Genomic DNA, 23,240 nt, shown 5'->3' with positions numbered 1-23,240 from the left:
AGGTTCCCCTTTCCCGGAGTAAAGACATGAAAGACCTGCTCAATCTCTTCAACCAGCCGCGCCAGATTCCGGACTTCGATGCGATCAAGATCGCGCTCGCCAGCCCGGACCTGATCCGTTCGTGGTCGTTCGGCGAAGTGAAGAAGCCCGAGACGATCAACTACCGCACGTTCAAGCCCGAGCGTGACGGCCTGTTCTGCGCCGCGATCTTCGGTCCGATCAAGGACTACGAGTGCCTGTGCGGCAAGTACAAGCGCATGAAGCACCGTGGCGTGGTCTGCGAAAAGTGCGGCACCGAAGTCACGCTGGCCAAGGTGCGCCGCGAGCGCATGGGTCACATCGACCTGGCGTCGCCGGTCGCGCACATCTGGTTCCTCAAGTCGCTGCCGTCGCGCATCGGCCTGATGCTGGACATGACCCTGCGTGACATCGAACGCATCCTGTACTTCGAAGCGTTCGTCGTGACCGAGCCGGGTCTGACCCCGCTCGAGCGCAGCCAGCTGCTCAACGAAGAGCAGTACATGCAGATGCGCCAGGAACACGGCGACGACTTCGACGCCGCGATGGGCGCCGAGGCGGTCTACGACCTGCTGCGCACGATCGACCTGCAGGCCGAGATGGTCCGTCTGAAGGAAGAGATCTCCGCCACGGGTTCGGAAACCAAGCTCAAGCGCCTCACCAAGCGCATCAAGCTGGTCGAGGCCTTCATCGAGTCGGGCAACCGTCCCGAGTGGATGATCATGACCGTGCTGCCGGTGCTGCCGCCGGACCTGCGTCCGCTGGTCCCGCTGGACGGCGGACGCTTCGCGACCTCGGATCTCAACGATCTGTACCGCCGCGTCATCAACCGCAACAACCGCCTGCGTCGCCTGCTCGAACTCAATGCGCCCGACATCATCGTGCGCAACGAAAAGCGCATGCTGCAGGAATCGGTCGATGCGCTGATGGACAACGGCCGTCGCGGCCGTGCGATCACCGGTACCAACAAGCGCCCGCTCAAGTCGCTCGCCGACATGATCAAGGGCAAGCAGGGTCGCTTCCGCCAGAACCTGCTTGGCAAGCGCGTCGACTACTCGGGCCGTTCGGTCATCGTGGTCGGCCCGACGCTGCGTCTGCACGAGTGCGGTCTGCCGAAGAAGATGGCGCTCGAGCTGTTCAAGCCCTTCATCTTCGCCAAGCTGCAGCGCCGTGGCCTCGCCACGACGATCAAGGCCGCCAAGAAGCTCGTCGAGCGCGAAGAGGCCGAGGTGTGGGACATCCTCGAAGAGGTGATCCGCGAGCATCCCGTGCTGCTCAACCGCGCGCCGACGCTGCATCGTCTGGGCATCCAGGCGTTCGAGCCGGTGCTGATCGAAGGCAAGGCGATCCAGCTGCATCCGCTGGTGTGTACCGCGTTCAACGCCGACTTCGACGGTGACCAGATGGCGGTCCACGTGCCGCTTTCGCTGGAAGCCCAGCTCGAAGCGCGTGCGCTGATGATGGCGTCGAACAACATCCTGTCGCCCGCCAACGGCGAGCCGATCATCGTGCCGTCGCAGGACGTCGTGCTCGGTCTGTACTACATGACGCGCGCTCTGGAGAACATCCCGGGCGAGGGCATGATCTTCGCGAACATCGCCGAAGTGCGTCGTGCGTTCGACAACAAGGCCGCCGGCCTCCACGCCAAGATCAAGGTCCGCATCAACCAGACCGTGATCAGCGAGGACGGTTCGCGCGAGAAGGTGACCTCGATCGTCGAGACGAGCGTGGGTCGTGCGCTGCTGCTCGAAATCATGCCCGACGGCTTGCCGTTCGAGCTGGCCAACGTCGAGCTCAACAAGAAGAACATCTCGCGCCTGATCAACGCCTGCTACCGCCGTCTGGGTCTCAAGGACACGGTCGTGTTCGCCGACAAGCTGATGTACACCGGCTTCGGCAACGCGACGCGTGCGGGCGTGTCGATCGGTATCAACGACATGACCATCCCGACCGAGAAGGCCGGCATCCTGGTCGAGGCCGAAGCCGAGGTGCTGGAAATCCAGCAGCAGTACCAGTCGGGTCTGGTCACCGCCGGCGAGCGCTACAACAAGGTCGTCGACATCTGGTCGCGTACGAACGAGCGCATCGCCAAGGCGATGATGGACACGATCGGTACCGAGAAGGTCCTCAACGCCAAGGGCGAAACCATCGACCAGAAGTCGATGAACTCGCTCTACATCATGGCCGACTCAGGTGCCCGTGGTTCGCAGGCGCAGATCCGTCAGCTGGCCGGTATGCGCGGCCTGATGGCCAAGCCGGACGGCTCGATCATCGAGACGCCGATCATCGCGAACTTCCGCGAAGGTCTGAACGTCCAGGAATACTTCAACTCCACCCACGGTGCCCGTAAGGGTCTGGCCGATACCGCGCTCAAGACCGCGAACTCCGGTTACCTGACCCGTCGTCTCGTCGACGTGGCGCAGGACGTGGTGATCACCGAAGTCGACTGCGGCACGATGGACGGTCTCACCATGACCCCGATCGTCGAAGGCGGCGATGTGGTCGAGCCGTTGCGCGACCGCGTGCTGGGTCGTGTCGTGGCCGAGGACGTGTTCCTGCCGGGCAACGACGAGGATCCGATCGTCACCCGCAACACTCTGCTCGACGAGCAGTGGGTGCAGCGCCTCGAAGAGGCCGGTGTGCAGTCGATCCAGGTCCGTTCGACGATCACCTGCGAAGCCGGCTTCGGCGTCTGCGCCAGCTGCTACGGCCGTGACCTCGGCCGCGGCCACCTGGTCAACCAGGGCGAGGCCGTGGGCGTCGTCGCTGCGCAGTCGATCGGCGAACCCGGTACGCAGCTGACCATGCGTACGTTCCACATCGGTGGTGCGGCGTCGCGTGCGGCCGCCATCGACAACGTGACGGTCAAGACCACCGGCTCGATCAAGTTCAACAACCTCAAGCACGTCAAGCACGAGAGCGGCAACCTCGTCGCGGTCTCGCGTTCGGGCGAACTGTCGGTGCTCGACGGCCACGGCCGCGAGCGCGAGCGTTACAAGCTGCCCTACGGCGCGACCATCACCGTCAACGATGGCGATGCGATCAAGGCCGGCCAGACCGTGTCGAACTGGGATCCGCATAACCACCCGATCGTCTCGGAAGTCGCAGGCTTCATCCGTTTCGTTGACTTTGTCGACGGCATCACCGTCATCGAGAAGACCGACGATCTGACCGGCCTCGCTTCGCGCGAGATCACCGATCCGAAGCGTCGTGGTTCGATGGGCAAGGATCTGCGTCCGATCGTCCGCATCGTCGATGCGAAGGGCAACGACCTCAACATCCCGGGCACCGACCTGCCGGCGCAGTACCTGCTGCCGCCGCGCTCGATCGTCAACCTGCAGGACGGCAATGCCGTCGGCGTGGGCGACGTGGTGACCAAGGTGCCCCAGGAAGCGTCGAAGACCCGCGACATCACCGGTGGTCTGCCGCGCGTGGCCGATCTGTTCGAAGCGCGCAAGCCGAAGGACCAGGCGATCCTCGCCGAGATCTCCGGCATCGTCAGCTTCGGCAAGGACACCAAGGGCAAGCAGCGCCTGATCATCAAGGGCACCGACGGTGTCGATCACGAAGAGCTGATTCCGAAGTACCGCCAGATCATCGTGTTCGAAGGTGAGCACGTGGAGAAGGGCGAGACGGTCGTCGACGGCGAGCCGGGTCCGCAGGACATCCTGCGTTTGAAGGGTGTCGAGGAACTTGCGTCCTACCTGACCAAGGAAATCCAGGACGTCTATCGCCTGCAGGGCGTGAAGATCAACGACAAGCACATCGAGGTGATCGTTCGCCAGATGCTGCGCAAGGTCGAGATCACCGACCAGGGCGACAGCCGCTTCCTCAACGGTGAGCAGGTCGAGCGTCAGCGCGTGATCGAGGACAACGTCAAGCATCTCGCCAAGAACGAGCTGCCGGCGAAGTTCGATCCGGTGCTGCTGGGTATCACCAAGGCATCGCTGGCCACCGAGTCGTTCATCTCGGCCGCGTCGTTCCAGGAGACCACCCGCGTGCTCACCGAGGCGGCCGTTCGCGGCACGCGCGACAGCCTGCGCGGTCTGAAGGAAAACGTGATCGTGGGTCGTCTGATCCCGGCCGGTACCGGTCTGGCGTACCACGCCCGTCGTCGTCGCGCCGCCTCCGGCCTGACCGACTCGGAAATGGACGCACTGTCGGGCAGCAGCACGACCAAGGCCGATGCCGAAGTCGTTGCCGCACCGGCTGCGCCGGAGCAGGTGATGCTCGAAGATGCACCGGTGACGCCGACGGCTGACAACGACGGCGAAGCACGCTAAGATTGCACTCAATTTGGTGGCCCCTCGTGGGCCACCCAGACTCCGAAAAGAGGCGCAGGACGCGGCTCGTATTCGGTCCAGGATGGACGGGAGACGTTGTATGCCGGGTGGCGCCCTTCGTGGGCGTGCCAGCGGCGGTATGACCCGCGTTGACGGTACTCGTCAGCGCGGGCTATACTTTTTCGTCTGACAGGCGGCCTATCCGTCTGTCTTCGTTTTCACCGGGCTCCGGCCCGAACCAAAGACCCGAGACCTGATGGCAACGATCAACCAGCTGGTGCGGAAGCCGCGCAGCCCCGAAACCTACAAGAGCACTTCGCCGGCACTGGCGAACTGCCCGCAGCGCCGTGGCGTCTGCACCCGCGTGTACACCACGACCCCGAAGAAGCCGAACTCGGCACTTCGCAAGGTCGCCAAGGTGCGCCTGACCAACGGTTACGAAGTCATTTCGTACATCGGCGGCGAAGGCCACAACCTGCAGGAGCACAGCGTGGTCCTGATCCGTGGCGGTCGCGTCAAGGATCTCCCGGGCGTGCGTTACCACACCGTGCGCGGTTCGCTCGACGCCTCCGGCGTTGCGAAGCGCAAGCAGAGCCGTTCGAAGTACGGCACCAAGCGTCCGAAGGGCTGAGGAATAGACAATGTCGCGTAAAGGAAACACCCCGCAGCGTTCGGTGCTGCCCGACCCGAAGCACCACAGCGACACGATCGCTCGCTTCATCAACATGGTCATGAAGAGCGGCAAGAAGTCGATCGCTGAAAAGATCGTCTACGGTGCCATGGACGTCATCAGCGAAAAGAACGGCAATCCGCTCGAGCTCGTCGAAAAGGCGCTGGGCAACATCTCGCCGGCCGTCGAAGTGAAGTCGCGTCGCGTCGGTGGTGCCACGTACCAGGTGCCGGTCGAAGTGCGCGCCTCGCGTCGCATGGCACTGGCGATGCGCTGGTTGATCGAGTCGGCGCGCAAGCGCGGCGAGAACACCATGCCGCGCAAGCTGGCCGCCGAGCTGATCGACGCGTCCGAAAACCGTGGTGGCGCGATCAAGAAGCGCGAAGAAACCCACCGCATGGCCGACGCCAACAAGGCGTTCGCGCACTACCGCTGGTAAGCGGCTCCCGCGGGTGCCGGTTGATTCCGGGGCCCGTCGGCACCATCTAGGTGCCTCCAGGCGGTCACAGACCGCACGCAGGATCCGAAGGCCGCCGCAAGGCGGCATTCGTCCATTCAAGCGATTCCATCGCGAAGGCTCCGTGTTCCAGCGGGACTTCGCCATTCAATACGAGAAACCGACGTGGCTCGCACGACACCCATCGAACGCTACCGCAACTTCGGCATCATGGCCCACATCGATGCCGGCAAGACCACGACTTCCGAGCGCATCCTGTTCTACACCGGCGTCAGCCACAAGATCGGTGAAGTGCACGATGGCGCCGCCACCATGGACTGGATGGAGCAGGAGCAGGAACGCGGCATCACCATCACTTCGGCGGCCACCACGGCGTTCTGGAAGGGCATGGACAAGTCGCTGCCCGAGCACCGCTTCAACATCATCGACACCCCCGGACACGTCGACTTCACCATCGAAGTCGAGCGCTCCTTGCGCGTGCTCGACGGCGCGGTGTTCGTGCTGTGTGCGGTCGGTGGCGTGCAGCCGCAGTCCGAGACCGTGTGGCGCCAGGCCAACAAGTACCAGGTGCCGCGCCTCGCGTTCGTCAACAAGATGGATCGCACCGGTGCGAACTTCAACAAGGTCGTCGACCAGTTGAAGGCGCGTCTGGGTGCGTACGCCGTGCCGATGCAGGTGCCGATCGGCGCCGAAGACGGTTTCGAGGGCGTGGTCGATCTGCTCAAGATGAAGGCGATCCATTGGGATACCGCTTCGCAGGGCACGACGTTCGAGTACCGCGACATCCCGGCGAACCTGCTCGAGGAATCCACCGAAGCGCGCGGTTTCATGGTCGAGGCTGCGGCCGAAGCCAATGAAGCGCTGATGGACAAGTACCTCAACGAAGGCGAGCTGACCGAAGAAGAGATCATCTCCGGTCTGCGCGAGCGCACTCTGAAGGTCGAGATCGTGCCGGTGTTCTGTGGCACGGCGTTCAAGAACAAGGGCGTCCAGGCGATGCTCGACGGCGTGATCCAGCTGCTGCCGTCGCCGTCCGACCGTCCGCCGGTGCAGGGCATCGACGACGACGAGAAGGAAGACACCCGCACCGCCGACGACAAGGCGCCGTTCTCGGCGCTGGCGTTCAAGATCATGACGGACCCGTTTGTGGGCTCGCTGACGTTCTTCCGTGTTTACTCGGGCGTGCTCAACGCCGGCGACCAGGTGTACAACCCGGTCAAATCGAAGAAGGAGCGCGTGGGTCGTATCCTGCAGATGCACTCCAACAACCGTGAAGAGATCAAGGAAGTGCGCGCGGGCGACATCGCCGCCGCAGTCGGCCTGAAGGACGTGACCACCGGCGACACGCTGTGCGCGCAGGATCACATCATCACGCTCGAGCGCATGATCTTCCCGGAGCCCGTCATCTCGATGGCGGTCGAGCCGAAGACCAAGTCGGACCAGGAAAAGATGGGCCTCGCGCTCGGTCGCCTGGCGCAGGAGGATCCGTCCTTCCGCGTGCGTACCGACGAAGAGTCCGGCCAGACCATCATCGCCGGCATGGGCGAGCTGCACCTGGACATCATCGTCGACCGCATGAAGCGCGAGTTCAACGTCGAAGCCAACGTCGGTAAGCCGCAGGTTGCGTATCGCGAGACGATCCGCACCCAGGACGTGAAGTCGGATTACAAGCACGCCAAGCAGTCGGGTGGTAAGGGTCAGTACGGTCACGTCGTGATCGAGCTGTCGCCGCTGACCGATGCCGATCGTGCCGATCCGAAGTTGGCCGGCGATATCAAGGACGATTTCCTCTTCATCAACGACATCACCGGTGGCGTGATTCCGAAGGAATTCATCCCGTCGGTCGAGAAGGGCATCCGCGAAACGATCACCAGTGGTCCGATCGCCGGCTTCCCGGTCGTGGGCGTCAAGGTCAAGCTGGTGTTCGGCTCGTACCACGACGTCGACTCGTCGGAAATGGCGTTCAAGCTGGCGTCGTCGATGGCGTTCAAGCAGGGCTTCGTCAAGGCGAGTCCGGTGCTGCTCGAGCCGATGATGAAGGTCGAGATCGTCAGCCCCGAGGATTACCTCGGTGACGTGATGGGCGACGTGAGCCGTCGTCGCGGCATCCTGCAGGGTCAGGACGACAGCCCGTCGGGCAAGATCATCAACGCGATGATCCCGCTGGGCGAAATGTTCGGCTATGCGACGACGCTGCGCTCGATGTCGCAGGGTCGCGCGACGTTCTCGATGGAGTTCGATCACTACGCGGAAGCGCCGACGAACATCGCCGAAACCGTCATCAAGAAGTAATCCCTCGGGATTGGAATCCGGCGCCGCAACGCGGTGCCGGATTTCCGGATCCCAGTTTCCAATCCCGAATCAATAGATAGAAAGGTGAATCACCATGGCTAAGGGTAAGTTCGAGCGCACCAAGCCCCACGTGAACGTGGGCACGATTGGTCACGTTGACCACGGCAAGACGACGCTGACCGCGGCGCTGACGAAGATCGGTGCGGAGCGTTTCGGCGGCGAATTCAAGGGCTACGACCAGATCGACGCGGCGCCGGAAGAGAAGGCGCGCGGCATCACGATCTCGACGGCGCACGTGGAATACGAATCGGCGAACCGTCACTACGCCCACGTCGATTGCCCGGGTCACGCCGACTACGTCAAGAACATGATCACCGGCGCTGCGCAGATGGACGGCGCGATCCTGGTGTGTTCGGCTGCTGACGGCCCGATGCCGCAGACGCGCGAGCACATCCTGCTGTCGCGTCAGGTCGGCGTGCCGCACATTGTCGTGTTCCTGAACAAGGCCGACATGGTCGACGACGCCGAGCTGCTCGAGCTGGTCGAAATGGAAGTGCGCGAGCTGCTGTCGAAGTACGACTTCCCGGGCGACGACACCCCGATCATCCACGGCTCGGCCCGTCTGGCGCTGGAAGGCGACCAGAGCGAAATCGGCGTGCCGTCGATCCTGAAGCTGGTCGACGCGCTCGACACCTTCATCCCGGAGCCGGAGCGTGACGTCGACAAGGCATTCCTGATGCCGGTCGAAGACGTGTTCTCGATCTCGGGCCGCGGCACGGTCGTGACCGGTCGTATCGAGCGCGGCATCATCAAGGTCGGCGAAGAAATCGAAATCGTCGGTATCCGTCCGGTGCAGAAGACGACCGTCACGGGCGTCGAAATGTTCCGCAAGCTGCTCGACCAGGGTCAGGCAGGCGACAACGCCGGTCTGCTGCTGCGCGGCACCAAGCGTGACGACGTCGAGCGTGGCCAGGTGCTGGCCAAGCCGGGTTCGATCAAGCCGCACACCGAGTTCGAAGCTGAAGTCTATGTCCTGTCGAAGGACGAAGGCGGCCGTCACACGCCGTTCTTCAAGGGCTACCGTCCGCAGTTCTACTTCCGCACGACCGACATCACGGGTGCGTGTGAACTGCCGGAAGGCACCGAGATGGTGATGCCGGGCGACAACGTGAAGATGGTGGTCACGCTGATCAACCCGGTGGCGATGGACGAAGGTCTGCGCTTCGCGATTCGCGAAGGCGGCCGTACCGTCGGCGCCGGCGTGGTGGCCAAGATCATCAAGTGACCTGACGGCCCACGCGCGCATCGCGCGCGTGGCTGCCGGAAGGTCATCCCCGCGCAGGCGGGGATCCAGTGACTTTCAGCCCGAAATTCCAGGTAAAAACGAAAGTCCCTGGATTCCCGCCTACGCGGGAATGACGATCGAAAAACGGACCGGCCCAGCCGGTCCGTCCGGTCTTCGAGGGGCAGGGCTTGCGCCCACCCGTCGATACCCGCTATGATGCAAGACCCTCGCGGGCAGGCCTTCATCGGATGTCCGCGAAATCGCGAAATGAGGTGCAGGATGCCCTCGTCTTCGCCAGACACGGAAATGTCGCGAGGCTGTGCTCCACCCGTTCCGGAAATGTCCGGAGCACGAAGGGATGGAGCGGATCACCGCGTCTGTATTTCTGTGATCTGGGCGGATCGGGAAACCGGTCTGCCTTTTGTTTTACATGGAACGGCCCCGGGGCGCGGGTGAATGCCTCGGACAGCCACGAATCAATGGGGTTCTGCGCACCCAGCCGCAGGCCCGTCGCTCTTTCAACCAAGGATATTTCCGTCATGACGGACCAAAAAATCCGGATCCGCCTCAAGGCATTCGATCACCGCCTGATCGATCGCTCGGCAAGCGAGATCGTCGAGACCGCGAAGCGTACCGGTGCACAGGTGCGCGGCCCGATCCCGCTGCCGACCAAGATCGAGCGTTACACCATCCTGACGTCGCCGCACGTCGACAAGGATGCGCGTGACCAGTACGAGACCCGCACGCACAAGCGCGTGCTGGACATAGTCGACCCGAACGACAAGACCGTTGATGCGCTGATGAAGCTTGAGCTCGCAGCCGGCGTCGACGTCCAGATCAAGCTGACCTGAGGACCGCACCATGACCGCGAAGATTCATTCGTTGGGCATCGTCGGCCGTAAGGCCGGCATGAGCCGAGTGTTCACCGAAGACGGCAAGTCCGTGCCGGTGACGCTGATCGAGGCAACCCCGAACCGCATCACCCAGATCAAGACCGTCGAGACCGACGGTTACAGCGCCGTGCAGATCACCGCAGGCGTCAAGCGCGCATCGCTGCTCAACAAGCCGGAAACCGGTCACCTCGCCAAGGCGAAGGTCGAAGCCGGCCGCGGCCTGTGGGAGCTCCGCGTGGCCGACGACAAGATCGCCGACTTCAGCGTCGGTGGCGAGATCAGGGCCGACATCTTCGAAGTGGGCCAGATCGTCGACGTCCAGGGCGTCACGAAGGGCAAAGGCTTCCAGGGCACGATCAAGCGCTGGAACTTCAAGATGGGCGACGCGACGCACGGTAACTCGCTGTCGCACCGCCAGCCGGGTTCGCTCGGTCAGCGCCAGACGCCGGGCCGCGTGTTTCCGGGCAAGAAGATGTCCGGCCACATGGGTGCCGACGTGCAGACCACGCAGCGCCTGCAGATCGTGCAGGTCGACGCCGAGCGCGGCCTGATCGCCGTCAAGGGCGCCGTACCTGGCGCGCCGGGCGGTGACGTGATCGTGCGTCCGTCGAGCAAGGCATAAGGAGTAGCACGATGGAACTCGCAATCAACAACAGCAGCACGAAGCTGTCGGTCTCCGACGAAGTCTTCGGCCGCGATTTCAGCGAAAACCTGGTCCACCAGGTCGTCGTTGCCTATCGCAACGCCGGTCGCGCTGGCACCAAGGCGCAGAAGACGCGCTCTGAAGTCAACGGCACGACCAAGAAGTCGAAGAAGCAGAAGGGCGGCGGTGCGCGTCACGGCGCGCTGACGGCTCCGATCTTCGTCGGCGGTGGCGTGACCTTCGCGGCCAAGCCGCGCAGCTTCGAGCAGAAGGTCAATCGCAAGATGTACCGCGCGGCGATGTCGGCGATCCTGTCCGAGCTCAACCGCCAGGGCCGTCTGACCGTCGTCGAGACGTTCGACCTCTCCGAGACCAAGACCAGCGGCATGGTCGCCAAGCTCAAGGAATTCGATCTGGGCAAGCGCCCGCTGATCGTGACCGAAGACGCTTCGGAGCACCTGTACCTGTCGGCACGCAACCTGCCGTACGTCGAGATCCGCGACGTGCAGGGTCTGGATCCGGTCGCGCTGGTCGGCGCCGATACCGTGCTGATCACCACCGATGCGGTGAAGAAGATCGAGGAGTGGCTGGCATGAACGACGCCAAGCTCTATGAAGTGATCCGTGCGCCGCGTGTGTCCGAAAAGACCGCGCGCCTGCAGGAAGTGTCCAACCAGTACGCGTTCGAAGTCTCGACGGTCGCCACCAAGGCGGACATCAAGGCCGCGATCGAGAAGCTGTTCGACGTCAAGGTCGAGGCCGTCAATGTGTTGAACGTGAAGGGCAAGAACAAGTCCTTCCGTCAGCGCCAGGGCACCCGCGGCGATTGGCGCAAGGCCTACGTGAAGCTGGCCGACGGCCAGTCGATCGACGTCATGAACGCGAAGGTCTGAGGAAGCCCCGATGCCATTGATGAAGTTCAAGCCCACTTCGCCCGGCCGCCGTTCCGCGGTCCGCGTCGTGCACCCCGATCTGCACAAGGGTGCTCCGCACGCTGCGCTGGTCGAGAAGAAGACCAACACCGGTGGTCGCAACCACCACGGCCGCATCACCACCCGTCACATCGGTGGTGGCCACAAGCAGCACTACCGCATCGTCGATTTCAAGCGGGACAAGGAAGGCATTCCGGCGCGCGTCGAGCGCATCGAATATGACCCGAACCGTACCGCCCACATCGCGCTGCTGTGCTATGTCGACGGCGAGCGCCGTTACATCGTCGCGCCGAAGGGCCTGAAGGCCGGCGACCAGGTGATCTCCGGTTCGGATGCCCCGATCAAGACGGGTAACACGCTGCCGCTGCGCAACATCCCGGTCGGTTCGACGATCCACTGCATCGAGATGAAGCCGGGCAAGGGTGCGCAGATCGCGCGCGCCGCCGGTGCCGGCGTGCAGCTGGTCTCGCGCGAAGGCGTCTACGCCACCGTGCGTCTGCGTTCGGGCGAAGTGCGTCGCGTGCCGTCCGAGTGCCGCGCCACGATCGGCGAGGTCAGCAACGACGAGCACAGCCTCGAGAAGCTGGGCAAGGCCGGTGCGAAGCGCTGGCGCGGCGTCAAGCCGACCGTCCGCGGCGCGGCCATGAACCCGGTCGACCATCCGCACGGCGGTGGTGAAGCGAAGGCCGGTCAGGGCAACCCGCACCCGGTTACTCCCTGGGGCGTTCCGACCAAGGGCTACAAGACCCGCCATAACAAGCGGACGCAGCAGTTCATCGTGCGCGATCGCAGGAGCTGATAGACCATGGCACGTTCACTCAAGAAGGGTCCGTTCGTCGACCACCACCTCGTCAAGAAGGTGGAAGCCGCGGGCACCAACACCAAGAAGCCGATCAAGACCTGGTCGCGTCGCTCGATGGTTCTGCCGGACATGATCGGTTTCACCATCGCTATCCATAACGGCAAGAACCACGTCCCGGTGCTGGTCAACGAGAACATGGTTGGCCACAAGCTCGGCGAATTCGCGTTGACGCGGACCTTCAAGGGTCACGGCGGCGACAAGAAGTCGGGCAGGTAAGGAGCGCACAATGGACAAGGCAACGAAAGCCCGCCTCGAAGAGCAGAAGCGCGCTCGCACCGAGGTCAACAAGCGCACCGCGATCCTTCGCACCGCGCGCATTTCGCCGCAGAAGGCACGTCTGGTCGCTGACCAGGTCCGTGGTCTGCCGGTCGAACGCGCCGTCGGCCTGCTGAAGTTCTCGGACAAGAAAGCCGCTCACATGATCAAGAAGGTCGTCGAGTCGGCCATCGCCAACGCCGAGAACAACGCTGGCGCGGACGTCGACGAACTCACGATCGCCACCATCACGGTCGACGAAGGTCCGACGCTGAAGCGCTTCATGGCGCGCGCAAAGGGACGCGGTACTCGCATCCTCAAGCGCACCAGCCACATCACCGTCGTCGTGGGAGAGGGCAAGTAATATGGGTCACAAAGTTCATCCCATCGGCATCCGCCTCGGCATCGCCAAGGACTGGAATTCCAAGTGGTATGCCGGCAAGAAGGAATACGCCGACTACCTCGTCGCCGACCTGAAGGTCCGCGAGATGCTGCGCAAGCGTCTCGCTTCGGCCGGCATCAGCAAGATCCTGATCGAGCGTCCGGCAAAGACGGCGCGCGTGACGATCCACACCGCCCGTCCGGGCGTGGTGATCGGCAAGCGCGGCGAGGACATCGAGAAGCTGCGCAAGGACGTCAGCGACATGATGGGCGTTCCGGCGCACATCAATGTGACCGAGGTCCGCAAGCCGGAACTCGACGCGCAGCTGGTGGCCGAGTCGATCGCGCAGCAGCTCGAGCGTCGCATCATGTTCCGCCGCGCGATGAAGCGCGCTGTCGGTAACGCGATGCGCCTCGGCGCACTGGGCATCAAGGTCAACGTCGCCGGCCGCCTCAACGGCGCCGAGATCGCACGTTCGGAGTGGTACCGCGAAGGTCGCGTGCCGTTGCACACCCTCCGCGCCGACGTCGACTACGGCTTCGCCGAAGCCAAGACGACCTACGGGATCATCGGCATCAAGACCTGGATCTACAAGGGCGAAATCTTCGATTTCAGCCAGGTGGGCCAGGAGAAGCAGGACGACACGCCGCGTGGCGGAGACCGTGGTGATCGCAATGACCGCGATCGTCGGGGTCCGCGTCGCGAGCGCGAGGCGAGGGACTAATCATGTTGCAACCCAAGCGAACCAAATACCGCAAGATGCACAAGGGCCGTAACGACGGCCTGGCATGGAGCGGCAACGCAGTCAGCTTCGGCGAATTCGGTCTGCGGTCCACCGCAACCGGCCAGCTGACCGCACGTCAGATCGAAGCCGGTCGTCGTTCCATCAGCCGCCACGTCAAGCGCGGCGGCAAGATGTGGATCCGCGTGTTCCCGGACAAGCCGATCACCAAGAAGCCGATCGAAGTCCGAATGGGCTCCGGCAAGGGCAGCGTCGAGTACTGGGTCGCGCAGATCCAGCCCGGCCGCATGATCTTCGAGATCGAGGGTGTCGAGGAGGAGGTGGCGCGTGAAGCGTTCCGCCTGGCCGCCGCGAAGCTGTCGGTCACCACCCAATTCGTGACCCGGACGGTGCGCTGATGGCTACGACGAAGGAACTCCGCGAGAAGTCGGTCGAGGATTTGCAGTCGCATCTCCTCGAGCTGCACAAGGAGCGTTTCTCGCTCCGCATGCAGAAGGCCACTGGCCAGCTGACCAAGACGCATGACACCCGTCGGGTGCGCCGCGAGATTGCGCGCGTGAACACCCTGATCGGTCAGAAGAAGTAAGGACCCGACCATGAATACCGAAAAGAAGCAGCGTACGGTCCAGGGCCGCGTGGTCAGCAACAAGATGGACAAGACCGTCACCGTGCTGGTGGAGCGTCAGGTCAAGCACGCCCTGTACGGCAAGTACATCAAGCGTTCGACCAAGCTCCATGCCCACGATGCCGAGAACGCGTGTCAGGAAGGCGACCTCGTGAAGGTCGTCGAGATTGCACCGATGTCCAAGACCAAGAACTGGCGGGTGGCGGAAATCGTCACGCGCGCCGCCGAATAACGAGGAGGGCATACCATGATCCAGATGCAGAGCCACCTCGATGTGGCGGACAACAGCGGTGCCAAGGAAGTGATGTGCATCAAGGTGCTGGGCGGCTCGAAGCGCCGTTACGCCGGCATCGGCGACATCATCAAGGTGTCCATCAAGGAAGCGATTCCGCGTGGCAAGGTCAAGAAGGGCGAGGTCTATGACGCCGTCGTGGTGCGTACCCGCAAGGGTGTGCGTCGTGCCGACGGTTCGTTGATCCGCTTCGACGGCAATGCCGCCGTGTTGCTCAACAACAAGCAGGAGCCGATCGGCACCCGCATCTTCGGGCCCGTGACCCGTGAACTGCGTTCCGAGAAGTTCATGAAGATCGTCTCGCTCGCGCCTGAAGTGCTCTGAGCGGAGAAACGAAAATGGCTAATCGAATCAAGAAGGGCGACCACGTGATCGTGATCGCCGGCAAAGACAAGGGCAAGCGTGGTGACGTGGTGCGCGTGGTCGGCGAGAAGGTCGTCGTCTCGAACATCAACATCGTCAAGCGCCACACCAAGCCGAACCCGCAGGCGGGTCAGGCCGGTGGTGTGGTCGAGCGCGAAGCGCCGATCCATGCTTCGAACGTGATGCCGTTCAACCCTGCCACCGGCAAGGGCGAGCGCATTGGAACCAAGACACTCGAGGATGGACGCACGCTGCGCGTGTTCCGCTCGAGCGGTGAGGCGCTCGACGCCTGAGGATGCAGAAATGACGACCCGTCTGGAACAGTTCTACAAGGATGAGGTGGTACCGAAGCTCATGGAGCAGTTCGGTTACGCCAACATCATGCAGGTCCCGCGCCTGAGCAAGATCACCATCAATATGGGCGTGGGCGAAGCTGCCGCGAACAAGAAGGTGCTGGAAAACGCGACCGCCGACATGGCCAAGATCAGCGGCCAGAAGCCGCTGGTGACCAAGTCGCGCGTGTCGGTGGCCTCGTTCAAGATCCGCGACGGCTGGCCGATCGGCTGCAAGGTCACGCTACGTCGCAATGGCATGTACGAGTTCTTCGATCGCCTGGTCAACGTCGCGCTGCCGCGCGTCCGCGACTTCCGTGGTGTGTCCGGCCGTTCGTTCGATGGTCGCGGCAACTACAACATGGGCGTGAAGGAACAGATCATCTTCCCGGAAATCGACTTCGACGCCGTCGACGCGATCCGCGGTATGGACATCGCCATCACCACGACCGCCCGTACCAACGAAGAAGCCAAGGCCCTGCTGGAAGCCTTCCGCTTCCCGTTCCGCAACTGATCCGAAGGCAGAGCACTTATGGCAAAGACGTCCATGATCAACCGCGAGGTCAAGCGCAAGAAGCTGGCCAAGCAGCACGCCGAAAAGCGTGAGGCGCTGAAGAAGATCATCAGCAGCCCGACCGCGGGTTACGAAGAAAAGGCCGACGCAGTCAACAAGCTGCAGAAGCTTCCGCGCGATTCGTCGCCGGCCCGCCAGACCACGCGTTGCGCGCTGTCCGGCCGCCCGCGTGCCGTCTACAGCAAGTTCGGCCTCGGCCGCAACAAGCTGCGCGAAGCCACCATGCGCGGCGACGTGCCTGGCCTGCGCAAGGCCAGCTGGTAAGAGCGTCGCACTGCAGGTCTGGCGTTCGCGCGCCAGACCTGTAGAATACCGGCCCTCACGCTGTACCCCGCCCGAGTTCCGTGCGGGTCAAAAACTAGTGTTCGCGCAAGCGGATATCGGTGCACTCAGAAGGTAATCATCATGAGCATGACTGATCCCATCGCCGACATGCTGGTCCGCATTCGCAATGCGGCCGCTGTTGGCAAGCAGACGGCGTCGATGCCGTCGTCCAAGATCAAAGTCGCAATCGCCACCGTCCTGAAGGACGAGGGTTACATCAGCGACTTCCGCGTGACCGAGAATGGCGCCAAGGCCGAACTCGAGATCGTTCTCAAGTATTACGAAGGCCGTCCGGTCATCGAGACCCTGAAGCGTTTCTCGCGCTCGGGTCTGCGCCAGTACCGCGGCAAGGACGCGCTGCCGAAGGTCCTCAACGGCCTGGGCGTGTCCATCATTTCCACGTCCAAGGGCATCATGACCGACGCGAAGGCACGCCAGCACGGTGTCGGCGGTGAAGTCCTGTGCTTCGTGGCTTAAGGGAGTAACGCACAATGTCCCGAGTTGCCAAGAAGCCGATCGCCCTTCCGAAGGGTGTCGAGCTCAACATCCAGCCCGAGCTGGTCAGCGTGAAGGGCCCGAAGGGCACCCTGTCGCTCATCAAGCCGTCGGATATCGAGATCACCATCGAAGACGGCAATGCGCTGCTTTCGGCCAATGATCCGTCGCAGATCCCGCTCACCGGTACCCTGCGCGCGATCGTCGCGAACATGGTGCACGGCGTGTCGCAGGGCTTCGAGCGCAAGCTAGAGCTGGTCGGCGTCGGTTACCGCGCAGCGGTCCAGGGCAAGGACCTGAACCTCTCGCTCGGTTTCTCGCATCCCGTCGTGTTCCAGGCGCCGGAAGGCATCACGCTGACCACGCCGACCCAGACCGAGATCCTGGTCCAGGGTGCAGACAAGCAGCTCGTCGGTCAGGTCGCCGCCAAGATCCGCGGATTCCGTCCGCCGGAGCCGTACAAGGGCAAGGGCGTGAAGTACTCCGACGAGACCATCATTCGCAAGGAAGCCAAGAAGGCCTAAGGCCCATCCGCTTTCCGGGGATCAAGATCATGAGCATCAAGAACAACGCCCGCCTGCGCCGCGCCAAGACCACGCGTTCGCACATCCGTGTCCTCGGCGTGCCGCGCCTGTCGGTGCTGCGCACCGGCCAGCACATCTACGCCCAGCTGTTCAATTCGGATGGTTCCAAGGTGCTGGCTGCGGCCAACACCACGCAGTCCGACGTCAAGGGCGGCCTGAAGAACGGCAAGAACGCCGACGCCGCAACCGCGGTGGGTCGTGCGATTGCAGAGAAGGCCAAGGCCGCGGGTATCGAGAAGGTCGCATTCGACCGCTCGGGTTACCGCTACCACGGTCGTATCAAGGCACTCGCCGACGCTGCCCGCGAGGGTGGTCTGCAGTTCTGATTCGAACGCTGTCGGCGCCGGGCTTCGTGCCCGGCGTCGCCTGACCTGCCGGCACGGGATGTGCCGGACGCCCGCGGCCTTATGTGCCGCGTCCGCGTTTCACCGAATCACTTCCCAACTCCAAGCGGCATCAGCCGTACATCCTTCTACCAATACAGGCAATCCAGATGGCAAACGAAAGGGAAAACCGCGGCCGCGATCGCAATCGCGACCGTGAGGAACTCGACGACGGCATGATCGAGAAGCTGATCACGGTCAACCGTGTCAGCAAGACCGTCAAGGGCGGTCGTCAGTTCACGTTCACCGCGCTGACGGTCGTCGGCGACGGCAACGGCAAGGTCGGTTTCGGTTACGGCAAGGCGCGCGAAGTGCCGGTCGCGATCCAGAAGTCGATGGAGCAGGCCCGCAAGAACCAGAAGGCCGTCGATCTCAACGGCAGCACCCTGTGGCACACGGTCAAGTCGCGCCACGGCGCAGCAAACGTGTTCATGCAGCCCGCGTCGGAAGGTACCGGCGTGATCGCCGGTGGCGCGATGCGCGCCGTGCTCGAAGCCGTCGGCGTCAAGGACGTGCTCGCGAAGGCGGTGGGTTCGCGTAACCCGATCAACCTCGTGCGCGCCACGATCCGCGGCCTCAACGAAATGCACTCGCCGGCGCAGATCGCTGCCAAGCGTGGCAAGAAGGTGGAGGATCTGATCAATGGCTAAGAACGAATCCACCGGCGGCACCGTCAAGGTGCGCCTGGTCAAGGGTCTGCGCGGTTCGCAGGCCAAGCACCGCCTTTCGGTGAAAGCACTCGGTCTGGGCAAGCTCAACGACGTGCGTGAACTGAAGGACAGCCCGCAGGTTCGTGGCCTGATCAACAAGGTCCATTACCTGGTCCAGGTCGAGGAATAATCGAAATGAAGCTCAATTCTCTCAAGCCCGCACAGGGCGCCCGCACCGAGCGCACGCGCGTCGGTCGCGGTATCGGTTCGGGCCTGGGCAAGACTGCCGGCCGCGGCCACAAGGGTTCGTTCGCGCGCTCGGGCAAGGGCAAGATCAAGGCCGGCTTCGAAGGCGGCCAGATGCCGCTGCGCAAGCGTCTGCCGAAGGTCGGCTTCCGCTCCAAGCTGAAGCTCGACGTGGCCGAAGTGATGCTCTATCAGCTCGACAAGCTCGATGGTGACGTCGACTTCGCCGCGCTGCGTGCCGCCAAGCTGGTGCCCAGCACTGCCAAGCGCGCGAAGATCGTCCTCAAGGGCGAGATCAGCAAGAAGCTCGTGCTCAAGGGCGTGCTCGCCACGGCCGGTGCCCGCGCGGCGATCGAAGCCGCTGGCGGCAAGGTCGAGGAGTAAGCCGGATGTCGCGTAGCGGCAGCGCAATGGGTGGGGTCGGCGCCGGGCTCGGTAAATTCACCGAGCTCCGCCAGCGCCTGCTGTTCGTGCTCGGTGCTCTCGTCGTCTATCGCATCGGGTGCTTCATCCCGGTGCCGGGCGTCAATCCCGAGGCCATGCTGCAGCTGATGGAACAGCAGCAGGGCACCATCGTGGACATGTTCAACATGTTCTCGGGTGGTGCGCTGTCGCGTTTCAGCCTGTTCGCACTGAACGTGATTCCGTACATCTCAGCGTCCATCGTGATGCAGCTGCTGGTGCAGGTGGTGCCCAGCCTGAAGGCCATCCAGAAGGAAGGCGAATCGGGCCGGCGCAGGATCACCCAGTGGTCGCGCATCGGTGCGATTCCGCTGGCGATCTTCCAGTCGGCGGGTATCGCGGTCGCGCTGCAGAGCTCGGGTGCCAACAACGGTATTCCGGTCGTCTACTCGCCGGGTATGGGCTTCGTGGTCACCGCTATCATCGCGCTCACCGCCGGCACCATGTTTCTGGTGTGGCTGGGCGAGCAGGTGACCGAGCGCGGCATCGGCAACGGTGTGTCGCTGATCATCTTCGCCGGCATCGTGGCGGGTCTTCCGGGCGCTGTGCTGGGCACGTTCGATTCGCTGCGCAGCGGTGACATGAGCCCGATCGCAGCGATCCTGCTGGTGATCGTGGTGCTGGCGGCGGTGTTCTTCGTGGTGTTCGTCGAGCGTGGCCAGCGTCGGATCACGGTCAACTACGCACGTCGTCAGGGTGGTCGCAACGCGTACATGAACCAGAGCTCGTTCCTGCCGCTCAAGCTCAACATGGCAGGCGTGATTCCGGCGATCTTCGCGTCCTCGATCATCATGTTCCCGGCAACGGTGACCACGTGGTTCGGTGAAGCGACCTCGTCGAGCGGTTGGCAGCAGACGCTGCAGCGCGTCGCGCAGGCGATCTCGCCAGGCGAGCCGCTGTACGTGTTGCTGTTCGGTGCGCTGATCGCGGGCTTCGCGTTCTTCTACACCGCGCTGGTGTTCAACAGCCAGGAAACGGCCGACAATCTGAAGAAGTCGGGCGCGCTGATTCCGGGCATCCGTCCGGGCAAGGCGACCGCCGAATACATCGACGGTGTGCTGACCCGCCTCACGGCAGTCGGCGCGGCGTACCTGGTGCTGGTCTGTCTGTTGCCTGAGTTCATGCGCGCCGAGTTCGGCAGCTCCTTCCACTTCGGCGGCACCTCGCTGCTGATCGTGGTGGTGGTGATCATGGACTTCATCGCGCAGGTCCAGTCGCACCTGATGTCGCACCAGTACGAAAGCCTGCTGAAGAAGGCGAACCTCAAGGGTTCGCGCAGCGGCGGCGGCCTCACGGGCCGTTGATGTTCCGCCGGACGGCCTTGACGGTCGTCCGGCACAGTTCTCGCGATATGGGTACTCCCCATGTCGCATCGCACCGCCCGACAGGGCGATGCACGAAGTCCGGACGTACGCGCCGGACTTCAGATGGGCGACTCGCGCGGCGGTCTCGTGTGCGAGTGGTCCAGGAAGATCCGCACGCCAGAGTAGCGCGCGGGGCAGGCGAGGGGAGTTCCCCGAAAGCTGCCGGTCCTGGACTGTCGCCGGAGCATGGGCACGCTCCCCATGCCGGGTTCACTGGCGCCTTGGCGCCGTGGGCTTCCTGAAACCACGAGGCCCTGCTATTATTTCTTGTTCCCTTTTGCCGGGATTGAACCCCTGGCAGCAAACCAGTTGGAGATCCGCGCATGGCGCGTATTGCAGGTGTGAACCTGCCTGCCCAGAAGCATGTCTGGGTTGGGCTTCAAAGCATTTTCGGCATTGGCCGTACCCGTTCGAAGAAGGTCTGCGAGGCTGCAGGCGTGACCTCGACCACCAAGATCCGCGATCTGTCCGAACCGGAAGTCGAGCGTCTGCGCTCGGAAGTCGGCAAGTACGTGGTCGAGGGCGACCTGCGTCGCGAAGTCGGCATGGCCATCAAGCGTCTGATGGACCTGTCGTGCTACCGCGGCCTGCGTCACCGTCGTGGTCTCCCGCTGCGTGGTCAGCGCACCCGGACCAATGCACGCACCCGCAAGGGTCCGCGCAAGGCCATCAGGAAGTAAGGAGTTAAGCCATGGCCAAGCCCGCAGCTACCAAGACCAAGAAGAAGATCAAGCGCGTCGTCACCGACGGCATCGCGCACGTCCACGCTTCGTTCAACAACACGATCATCACGATCACCGACCGCCAGGGCAACGCGCTCTCGTGGGCGACCTCGGGAGGTGCGGGTTTCCGCGGCTCGCGCAAGTCGACCCCGTTCGCAGCCCAGGTCGCCGCAGAGAAGGCCGGCAAGGTCGCTCTCGATTACGGCGTCAAGTCGCTTGAAGTCCGCATCAAGGGCCCGGGTCCGGGTCGTGAGTCGGCCGTGCGCTCGCTGAACAACGTGGGCTACAAGATCATCAACATCATCGACGTGACGCCCATCCCGCACAACGGATGCCGCCCGCCGAAGAAGCGTCGCGTCTAAAGGAGCGATAAGAAATGGCTCGTTACATCGGTCCTACCTGTAAGCTCGCGCGCCGTGAAGGCGCCGACCTGTCCCTCAAGAGCCCGACCCGTGCGCTCGACTCGAAGTGCAAGCTGGAGCAGAAGCCCGGCCAGCACGGTGCCGGTACCGGCGCGCGTCGCAGCAAGCTCTCGGATTACGCCACCCAGCTTCGCGAGAAGCAGAAGGTCAAGCGTATCTACGGTCTTCTCGAGCGTCAGTTCCGCAACTACTACAAGAAGGCGTCGAACAAGAAGGGCAACACGGGTGAAAACCTGCTGCAGCTCCTCGAGACCCGCCTCGACAATGTCATCTACCGCATGGGCTTCGCGGTGACCCGGCCGGCCGCGCGCCAGCTGGTGTCGCACCGTGGTGTCACGGTCAATGGCCAGTCGGTGAATCTGCCGTCGTACCAGGTCAAGGCAGGCGACGCGATCGCACTGTCGGAGAAGGCACAGAAGCAGCTTCGCGTGCAGGAAGCGCTCACCGTGTGGTCGACGATGGATCTGTCCCCGTCGTGGGTCGAAGTCGACTCCAAGGCGTTCAGTGGTGTGTTCAAGTCCGTCCCGGATCGCGCAGATCTGCCGGCAGACATCAACGAAGCGCTGATCGTCGAGCTGTACTCGAAGTAATTCAACCAGGTACCGCCGCGTCGTAAGCGCGGCGGTCCTCAGGAGACACACACACATGACGGCTACCGCCAACCAGGTCCTGCGTCCCCGCGGCCCTCAGATCGAACGTCTCGCGGGCAACCGCGCGAAGGTCGTGATCGAGCCGCTGGAGCGTGGGTATGGGCACACGCTGGGCAATGCCCTGCGTCGCGTGCTCCTGTCGTCGATTCCGGGCTTCGCGATTACCGAAGTCGAGATCGACGGCGTGCTGCACGAGTACAGCACCATCGAGGGCCTGCAGGAAGACGTGCTGGAAGTCCTGCTGAACCTCAAGGACGTCGCCATCCGCATGGGCACCGGCGAGAGCTCGACGCTGTCGCTGTCGAAGACGGGCGCGGGCGTCGTGACGGCCGCCGATATCAAGACCGACCACAACGTCGAGATCCTCAACGGCGAGCACATCATCTGCCATCTGACCAAGGACGCGTCGATCAACATGCGTCTGAAGATCGAGCGCGGTTTCGGCTACCAGCCGGCGTCCGCACGTCGTCGTCCGGACGAGGAGACCCGCGCCATCGGTCGCCTGATGCTGGACGCGTCGTTCTCGCCGGTCCGTCGCGTGGCCTATGAAGTCGAAGCGGCGCGCGTCGAACAGCGCACCGACCTCGACAAGCTGGTGCTCGACATCGAAACCAACGGCACGATCGATGCCGAGGAAGCCGTGCGCACCGCCGCCGACATCCTCACCGATCAGCTGTCGGTGTTCGGCGACTTCACGCACCGCGATCGCGGCGCGGCGAAGCCGCAGGCACCGGGCGTCGACCCGATCCTGCTGCGTCCGATCGACGATCTGGAGCTGACGGTGCGTTCGGCCAACTGCCTCAAGGCCGAGAGCATCTATTACATCGGCGACCTGATCCAGAAGACCGAAGTCGAACTGCTCAAGACCCCGAACCTCGGCAAGAAGTCGTTGACCGAGATCAAGGAAGTCCTGGCGCAGCGCGGCCTGGCACTGGGCATGAAGCTCGAGAACTGGCCGCCGACCGGCGTGTCCGCTCACGGCATGCTCGGCTGATAGACCCGGAAGGCGTGCCCACGGGCACGCCTTTCGACCGTCGTG

At 63.5% G+C, this 23,240-nt stretch carries 31 protein-coding genes; all 31 read left to right on the top strand.

The genetic code is table 11. The features are described from left to right. Positions 1-26 precede the first annotated feature (26 nt). The 31 genes from rpoC (at position 27) to LU699_RS03645 (ending at position 23,195) form a co-directional block, all read left to right on the top strand. Positions 27-4,301 (top strand): DNA-directed RNA polymerase subunit beta', encoded by a 4,275-nt coding sequence (gene rpoC / locus LU699_RS03795; RefSeq protein ID WP_232134456.1) that lies wholly within the window; start codon positions 27-29, stop codon positions 4,299-4,301. 256 nt (positions 4,302-4,557) lie between these two features. Further along, positions 4,558-4,932, top strand: a complete 375-nt coding sequence (rpsL, locus tag LU699_RS03790; RefSeq protein ID WP_101924969.1) for a 30S ribosomal protein S12 — start codon at positions 4,558-4,560, stop codon at positions 4,930-4,932. Between the two features lie 10 nt (positions 4,933-4,942). Beyond that, complete coding sequence (gene rpsG / locus LU699_RS03785; protein WP_232115252.1) at positions 4,943-5,410, top strand: 30S ribosomal protein S7; 468 nt, start codon at positions 4,943-4,945, stop codon at positions 5,408-5,410. A gap of 183 nt (positions 5,411-5,593) precedes the next feature. After that, positions 5,594-7,720, top strand: coding sequence for an elongation factor G (gene fusA, locus LU699_RS03780; protein ID WP_232134457.1), 2,127 nt, complete (start codon positions 5,594-5,596; stop codon positions 7,718-7,720). Positions 7,721-7,814: 94 nt separating this feature from the next. Continuing rightward, on the top strand, positions 7,815-9,005 hold the full coding sequence (gene tuf, locus LU699_RS03775) for an elongation factor Tu (RefSeq protein WP_232580488.1): 1,191 nt from the start codon (positions 7,815-7,817) through the stop codon (positions 9,003-9,005). A gap of 539 nt (positions 9,006-9,544) precedes the next feature. Next, entirely contained in the window at positions 9,545-9,856 is a 312-nt protein-coding gene (gene rpsJ, locus LU699_RS03770; protein WP_047137645.1) for a 30S ribosomal protein S10, read from the top strand. Between the two features lie 10 nt (positions 9,857-9,866). Next, positions 9,867-10,520, top strand: coding sequence for a 50S ribosomal protein L3 (gene rplC / locus LU699_RS03765; RefSeq protein ID WP_232134458.1), 654 nt, complete (start codon positions 9,867-9,869; stop codon positions 10,518-10,520). An 11-nt stretch (positions 10,521-10,531) separates the two neighbouring features. Next, positions 10,532-11,137 (top strand): 50S ribosomal protein L4, encoded by a 606-nt coding sequence (gene rplD / locus LU699_RS03760; RefSeq protein WP_232134459.1) that lies wholly within the window; start codon positions 10,532-10,534, stop codon positions 11,135-11,137. Beyond that, positions 11,134-11,433, top strand: a complete 300-nt coding sequence (gene rplW, locus LU699_RS03755; protein ID WP_232134460.1) for a 50S ribosomal protein L23 — start codon at positions 11,134-11,136, stop codon at positions 11,431-11,433. The genes rplD and rplW overlap by 4 nt, the downstream gene beginning before the upstream one ends. Positions 11,434-11,443: 10 nt before the next feature. Continuing rightward, positions 11,444-12,271 (top strand): 50S ribosomal protein L2, encoded by an 828-nt coding sequence (rplB, locus tag LU699_RS03750; RefSeq protein WP_232134461.1) that lies wholly within the window; start codon positions 11,444-11,446, stop codon positions 12,269-12,271. Between the two features lie 6 nt (positions 12,272-12,277). Continuing rightward, a complete protein-coding gene (rpsS, locus tag LU699_RS03745; protein ID WP_055246837.1) occupies positions 12,278-12,550 on the top strand; it encodes a 30S ribosomal protein S19 in 273 nt (90 codons plus the stop codon). Between the two features lie 10 nt (positions 12,551-12,560). Beyond that, entirely contained in the window at positions 12,561-12,953 is a 393-nt protein-coding gene (rplV, locus tag LU699_RS03740) for a 50S ribosomal protein L22 (RefSeq protein ID WP_232134462.1), read from the top strand. Position 12,954: 1 nt separating this feature from the next. Continuing rightward, positions 12,955-13,695 (top strand): 30S ribosomal protein S3, encoded by a 741-nt coding sequence (gene rpsC / locus LU699_RS03735; RefSeq protein ID WP_232134463.1) that lies wholly within the window; start codon positions 12,955-12,957, stop codon positions 13,693-13,695. 2 nt (positions 13,696-13,697) lie between these two features. After that, a complete protein-coding gene (gene rplP, locus LU699_RS03730) occupies positions 13,698-14,111 on the top strand; it encodes a 50S ribosomal protein L16 (protein ID WP_232115896.1) in 414 nt (137 codons plus the stop codon). Next, positions 14,111-14,299, top strand: a complete 189-nt coding sequence (gene rpmC, locus LU699_RS03725; protein ID WP_159679895.1) for a 50S ribosomal protein L29 — start codon at positions 14,111-14,113, stop codon at positions 14,297-14,299. Before rplP ends, rpmC begins: the two co-directional genes overlap by 1 nt. Positions 14,300-14,309: 10 nt before the next feature. Continuing rightward, a complete protein-coding gene (gene rpsQ, locus LU699_RS03720; protein WP_150928979.1) occupies positions 14,310-14,570 on the top strand; it encodes a 30S ribosomal protein S17 in 261 nt (86 codons plus the stop codon). A gap of 15 nt (positions 14,571-14,585) precedes the next feature. Beyond that, the gene (gene rplN, locus LU699_RS03715; RefSeq protein ID WP_055246849.1) at positions 14,586-14,954 is read left to right on the top strand and encodes a 50S ribosomal protein L14; all 369 of its coding nucleotides are present in this window, start codon (positions 14,586-14,588) and stop codon (positions 14,952-14,954) included. Positions 14,955-14,968: 14 nt separating this feature from the next. Next, positions 14,969-15,286 (top strand): 50S ribosomal protein L24, encoded by a 318-nt coding sequence (gene rplX, locus LU699_RS03710; RefSeq protein WP_232115895.1) that lies wholly within the window; start codon positions 14,969-14,971, stop codon positions 15,284-15,286. A gap of 10 nt (positions 15,287-15,296) precedes the next feature. Then, positions 15,297-15,839 carry a 50S ribosomal protein L5 gene (rplE, locus tag LU699_RS03705; RefSeq protein WP_159679889.1) on the top strand — a complete coding sequence of 181 codons (543 nt, stop codon included), beginning with the start codon at positions 15,297-15,299 and terminating at the stop codon, positions 15,837-15,839. 18 nt (positions 15,840-15,857) lie between these two features. Beyond that, positions 15,858-16,163, top strand: coding sequence for a 30S ribosomal protein S14 (gene rpsN, locus LU699_RS03700; protein ID WP_232134464.1), 306 nt, complete (start codon positions 15,858-15,860; stop codon positions 16,161-16,163). A 141-nt stretch (positions 16,164-16,304) separates the two neighbouring features. Then, a complete protein-coding gene (gene rpsH / locus LU699_RS03695; RefSeq protein WP_232134465.1) occupies positions 16,305-16,700 on the top strand; it encodes a 30S ribosomal protein S8 in 396 nt (131 codons plus the stop codon). A 14-nt stretch (positions 16,701-16,714) separates the two neighbouring features. Beyond that, positions 16,715-17,242, top strand: coding sequence for a 50S ribosomal protein L6 (gene rplF / locus LU699_RS03690; protein WP_232134466.1), 528 nt, complete (start codon positions 16,715-16,717; stop codon positions 17,240-17,242). Between the two features lie 29 nt (positions 17,243-17,271). Then, positions 17,272-17,628: a 50S ribosomal protein L18 gene (rplR, locus tag LU699_RS03685; protein ID WP_232134467.1), complete on the top strand. Its 357-nt coding sequence runs from the start codon at positions 17,272-17,274 to the stop codon at positions 17,626-17,628. 167 nt (positions 17,629-17,795) lie between these two features. After that, positions 17,796-18,335, top strand: a complete 540-nt coding sequence (gene rpsE, locus LU699_RS03680) for a 30S ribosomal protein S5 (protein ID WP_232134468.1) — start codon at positions 17,796-17,798, stop codon at positions 18,333-18,335. Further along, complete coding sequence (gene rpmD / locus LU699_RS03675) at positions 18,328-18,525, top strand: 50S ribosomal protein L30 (RefSeq protein WP_232134469.1); 198 nt, start codon at positions 18,328-18,330, stop codon at positions 18,523-18,525. Before rpsE ends, rpmD begins: the two co-directional genes overlap by 8 nt. 5 nt (positions 18,526-18,530) lie before the next feature. Continuing rightward, positions 18,531-18,965, top strand: coding sequence for a 50S ribosomal protein L15 (gene rplO, locus LU699_RS03670; protein WP_268738619.1), 435 nt, complete (start codon positions 18,531-18,533; stop codon positions 18,963-18,965). A 5-nt stretch (positions 18,966-18,970) separates the two neighbouring features. After that, the gene (secY, locus tag LU699_RS03665; protein WP_232580487.1) at positions 18,971-20,347 is read left to right on the top strand and encodes a preprotein translocase subunit SecY; all 1,377 of its coding nucleotides are present in this window, start codon (positions 18,971-18,973) and stop codon (positions 20,345-20,347) included. Between the two features lie 383 nt (positions 20,348-20,730). Beyond that, positions 20,731-21,087, top strand: a complete 357-nt coding sequence (gene rpsM, locus LU699_RS03660) for a 30S ribosomal protein S13 (protein ID WP_232134471.1) — start codon at positions 20,731-20,733, stop codon at positions 21,085-21,087. 11 nt (positions 21,088-21,098) lie between these two features. Next, entirely contained in the window at positions 21,099-21,491 is a 393-nt protein-coding gene (rpsK, locus tag LU699_RS03655; protein WP_232134472.1) for a 30S ribosomal protein S11, read from the top strand. A 14-nt stretch (positions 21,492-21,505) separates the two neighbouring features. Continuing rightward, positions 21,506-22,141 carry a 30S ribosomal protein S4 gene (rpsD, locus tag LU699_RS03650; RefSeq protein WP_159679869.1) on the top strand — a complete coding sequence of 212 codons (636 nt, stop codon included), beginning with the start codon at positions 21,506-21,508 and terminating at the stop codon, positions 22,139-22,141. Positions 22,142-22,196: 55 nt separating this feature from the next. Then, positions 22,197-23,195 (top strand): DNA-directed RNA polymerase subunit alpha, encoded by a 999-nt coding sequence (locus LU699_RS03645; RefSeq protein WP_232134473.1) that lies wholly within the window; start codon positions 22,197-22,199, stop codon positions 23,193-23,195. Positions 23,196-23,240 lie beyond the last annotated feature (45 nt).

This window comes from Luteimonas fraxinea, from assembly GCF_021233355.1.
Lineage (GTDB): Bacteria > Pseudomonadota > Gammaproteobacteria > Xanthomonadales > Xanthomonadaceae > Luteimonas > Luteimonas fraxinea.
The sequence above is the reverse complement of the archived record's forward strand: the minus strand, read 5'-3'. Positions and strand labels throughout refer to the sequence as shown.

Bases quoted from the DNA above. Each gene is read 5' to 3' on its own strand.
- rplC (WP_232134458.1), top strand. From the start codon at position 9,867: ATGACCGCGAAGATTCATTCGTTGGGCATCGTCGGCCGTAAGGCCGGC.
- rplO (WP_268738619.1), top strand. From the start codon at position 18,531: ATGAAGCTCAATTCTCTCAAGCCCGCACAGGGCGCCCGCACCGAGCGC.
- rpsC (WP_232134463.1), top strand. From the start codon at position 12,955: ATGGGTCACAAAGTTCATCCCATCGGCATCCGCCTCGGCATCGCCAAG.
- secY (WP_232580487.1), top strand. From the start codon at position 18,971: ATGTCGCGTAGCGGCAGCGCAATGGGTGGGGTCGGCGCCGGGCTCGGT.
- rplF (WP_232134466.1), top strand. From the start codon at position 16,715: ATGTCCCGAGTTGCCAAGAAGCCGATCGCCCTTCCGAAGGGTGTCGAG.
- rpsD (WP_159679869.1), top strand. From the start codon at position 21,506: ATGGCTCGTTACATCGGTCCTACCTGTAAGCTCGCGCGCCGTGAAGGC.
- rplV (WP_232134462.1), top strand. From the start codon at position 12,561: ATGGACAAGGCAACGAAAGCCCGCCTCGAAGAGCAGAAGCGCGCTCGC.
- rplP (WP_232115896.1), top strand. From the start codon at position 13,698: ATGTTGCAACCCAAGCGAACCAAATACCGCAAGATGCACAAGGGCCGT.
- rpsH (WP_232134465.1), top strand. From the start codon at position 16,305: ATGAGCATGACTGATCCCATCGCCGACATGCTGGTCCGCATTCGCAAT.
- rplD (WP_232134459.1), top strand. From the start codon at position 10,532: ATGGAACTCGCAATCAACAACAGCAGCACGAAGCTGTCGGTCTCCGAC.
- rplE (WP_159679889.1), top strand. From the start codon at position 15,297: ATGACGACCCGTCTGGAACAGTTCTACAAGGATGAGGTGGTACCGAAG.
- rplB (WP_232134461.1), top strand. From the start codon at position 11,444: ATGCCATTGATGAAGTTCAAGCCCACTTCGCCCGGCCGCCGTTCCGCG.
- rpsE (WP_232134468.1), top strand. From the start codon at position 17,796: ATGGCAAACGAAAGGGAAAACCGCGGCCGCGATCGCAATCGCGACCGT.
- rpsM (WP_232134471.1), top strand. From the start codon at position 20,731: ATGGCGCGTATTGCAGGTGTGAACCTGCCTGCCCAGAAGCATGTCTGG.
- rpsL (WP_101924969.1), top strand. From the start codon at position 4,558: ATGGCAACGATCAACCAGCTGGTGCGGAAGCCGCGCAGCCCCGAAACC.
- rplX (WP_232115895.1), top strand. From the start codon at position 14,969: ATGGCTAATCGAATCAAGAAGGGCGACCACGTGATCGTGATCGCCGGC.
- rpmC (WP_159679895.1), top strand. From the start codon at position 14,111: ATGGCTACGACGAAGGAACTCCGCGAGAAGTCGGTCGAGGATTTGCAG.
- rpsQ (WP_150928979.1), top strand. From the start codon at position 14,310: ATGAATACCGAAAAGAAGCAGCGTACGGTCCAGGGCCGCGTGGTCAGC.
- rpsK (WP_232134472.1), top strand. From the start codon at position 21,099: ATGGCCAAGCCCGCAGCTACCAAGACCAAGAAGAAGATCAAGCGCGTC.
- rpsG (WP_232115252.1), top strand. From the start codon at position 4,943: ATGTCGCGTAAAGGAAACACCCCGCAGCGTTCGGTGCTGCCCGACCCG.
- LU699_RS03645 (WP_232134473.1), top strand. From the start codon at position 22,197: ATGACGGCTACCGCCAACCAGGTCCTGCGTCCCCGCGGCCCTCAGATC.
- tuf (WP_232580488.1), top strand. From the start codon at position 7,815: ATGGCTAAGGGTAAGTTCGAGCGCACCAAGCCCCACGTGAACGTGGGC.
- rplW (WP_232134460.1), top strand. From the start codon at position 11,134: ATGAACGACGCCAAGCTCTATGAAGTGATCCGTGCGCCGCGTGTGTCC.
- rpsS (WP_055246837.1), top strand. From the start codon at position 12,278: ATGGCACGTTCACTCAAGAAGGGTCCGTTCGTCGACCACCACCTCGTC.
- rplN (WP_055246849.1), top strand. From the start codon at position 14,586: ATGATCCAGATGCAGAGCCACCTCGATGTGGCGGACAACAGCGGTGCC.
- rpsJ (WP_047137645.1), top strand. From the start codon at position 9,545: ATGACGGACCAAAAAATCCGGATCCGCCTCAAGGCATTCGATCACCGC.
- rpsN (WP_232134464.1), top strand. From the start codon at position 15,858: ATGGCAAAGACGTCCATGATCAACCGCGAGGTCAAGCGCAAGAAGCTG.
- rpmD (WP_232134469.1), top strand. From the start codon at position 18,328: ATGGCTAAGAACGAATCCACCGGCGGCACCGTCAAGGTGCGCCTGGTC.
- rpoC (WP_232134456.1), top strand. From the start codon at position 27: ATGAAAGACCTGCTCAATCTCTTCAACCAGCCGCGCCAGATTCCGGAC.
- rplR (WP_232134467.1), top strand. From the start codon at position 17,272: ATGAGCATCAAGAACAACGCCCGCCTGCGCCGCGCCAAGACCACGCGT.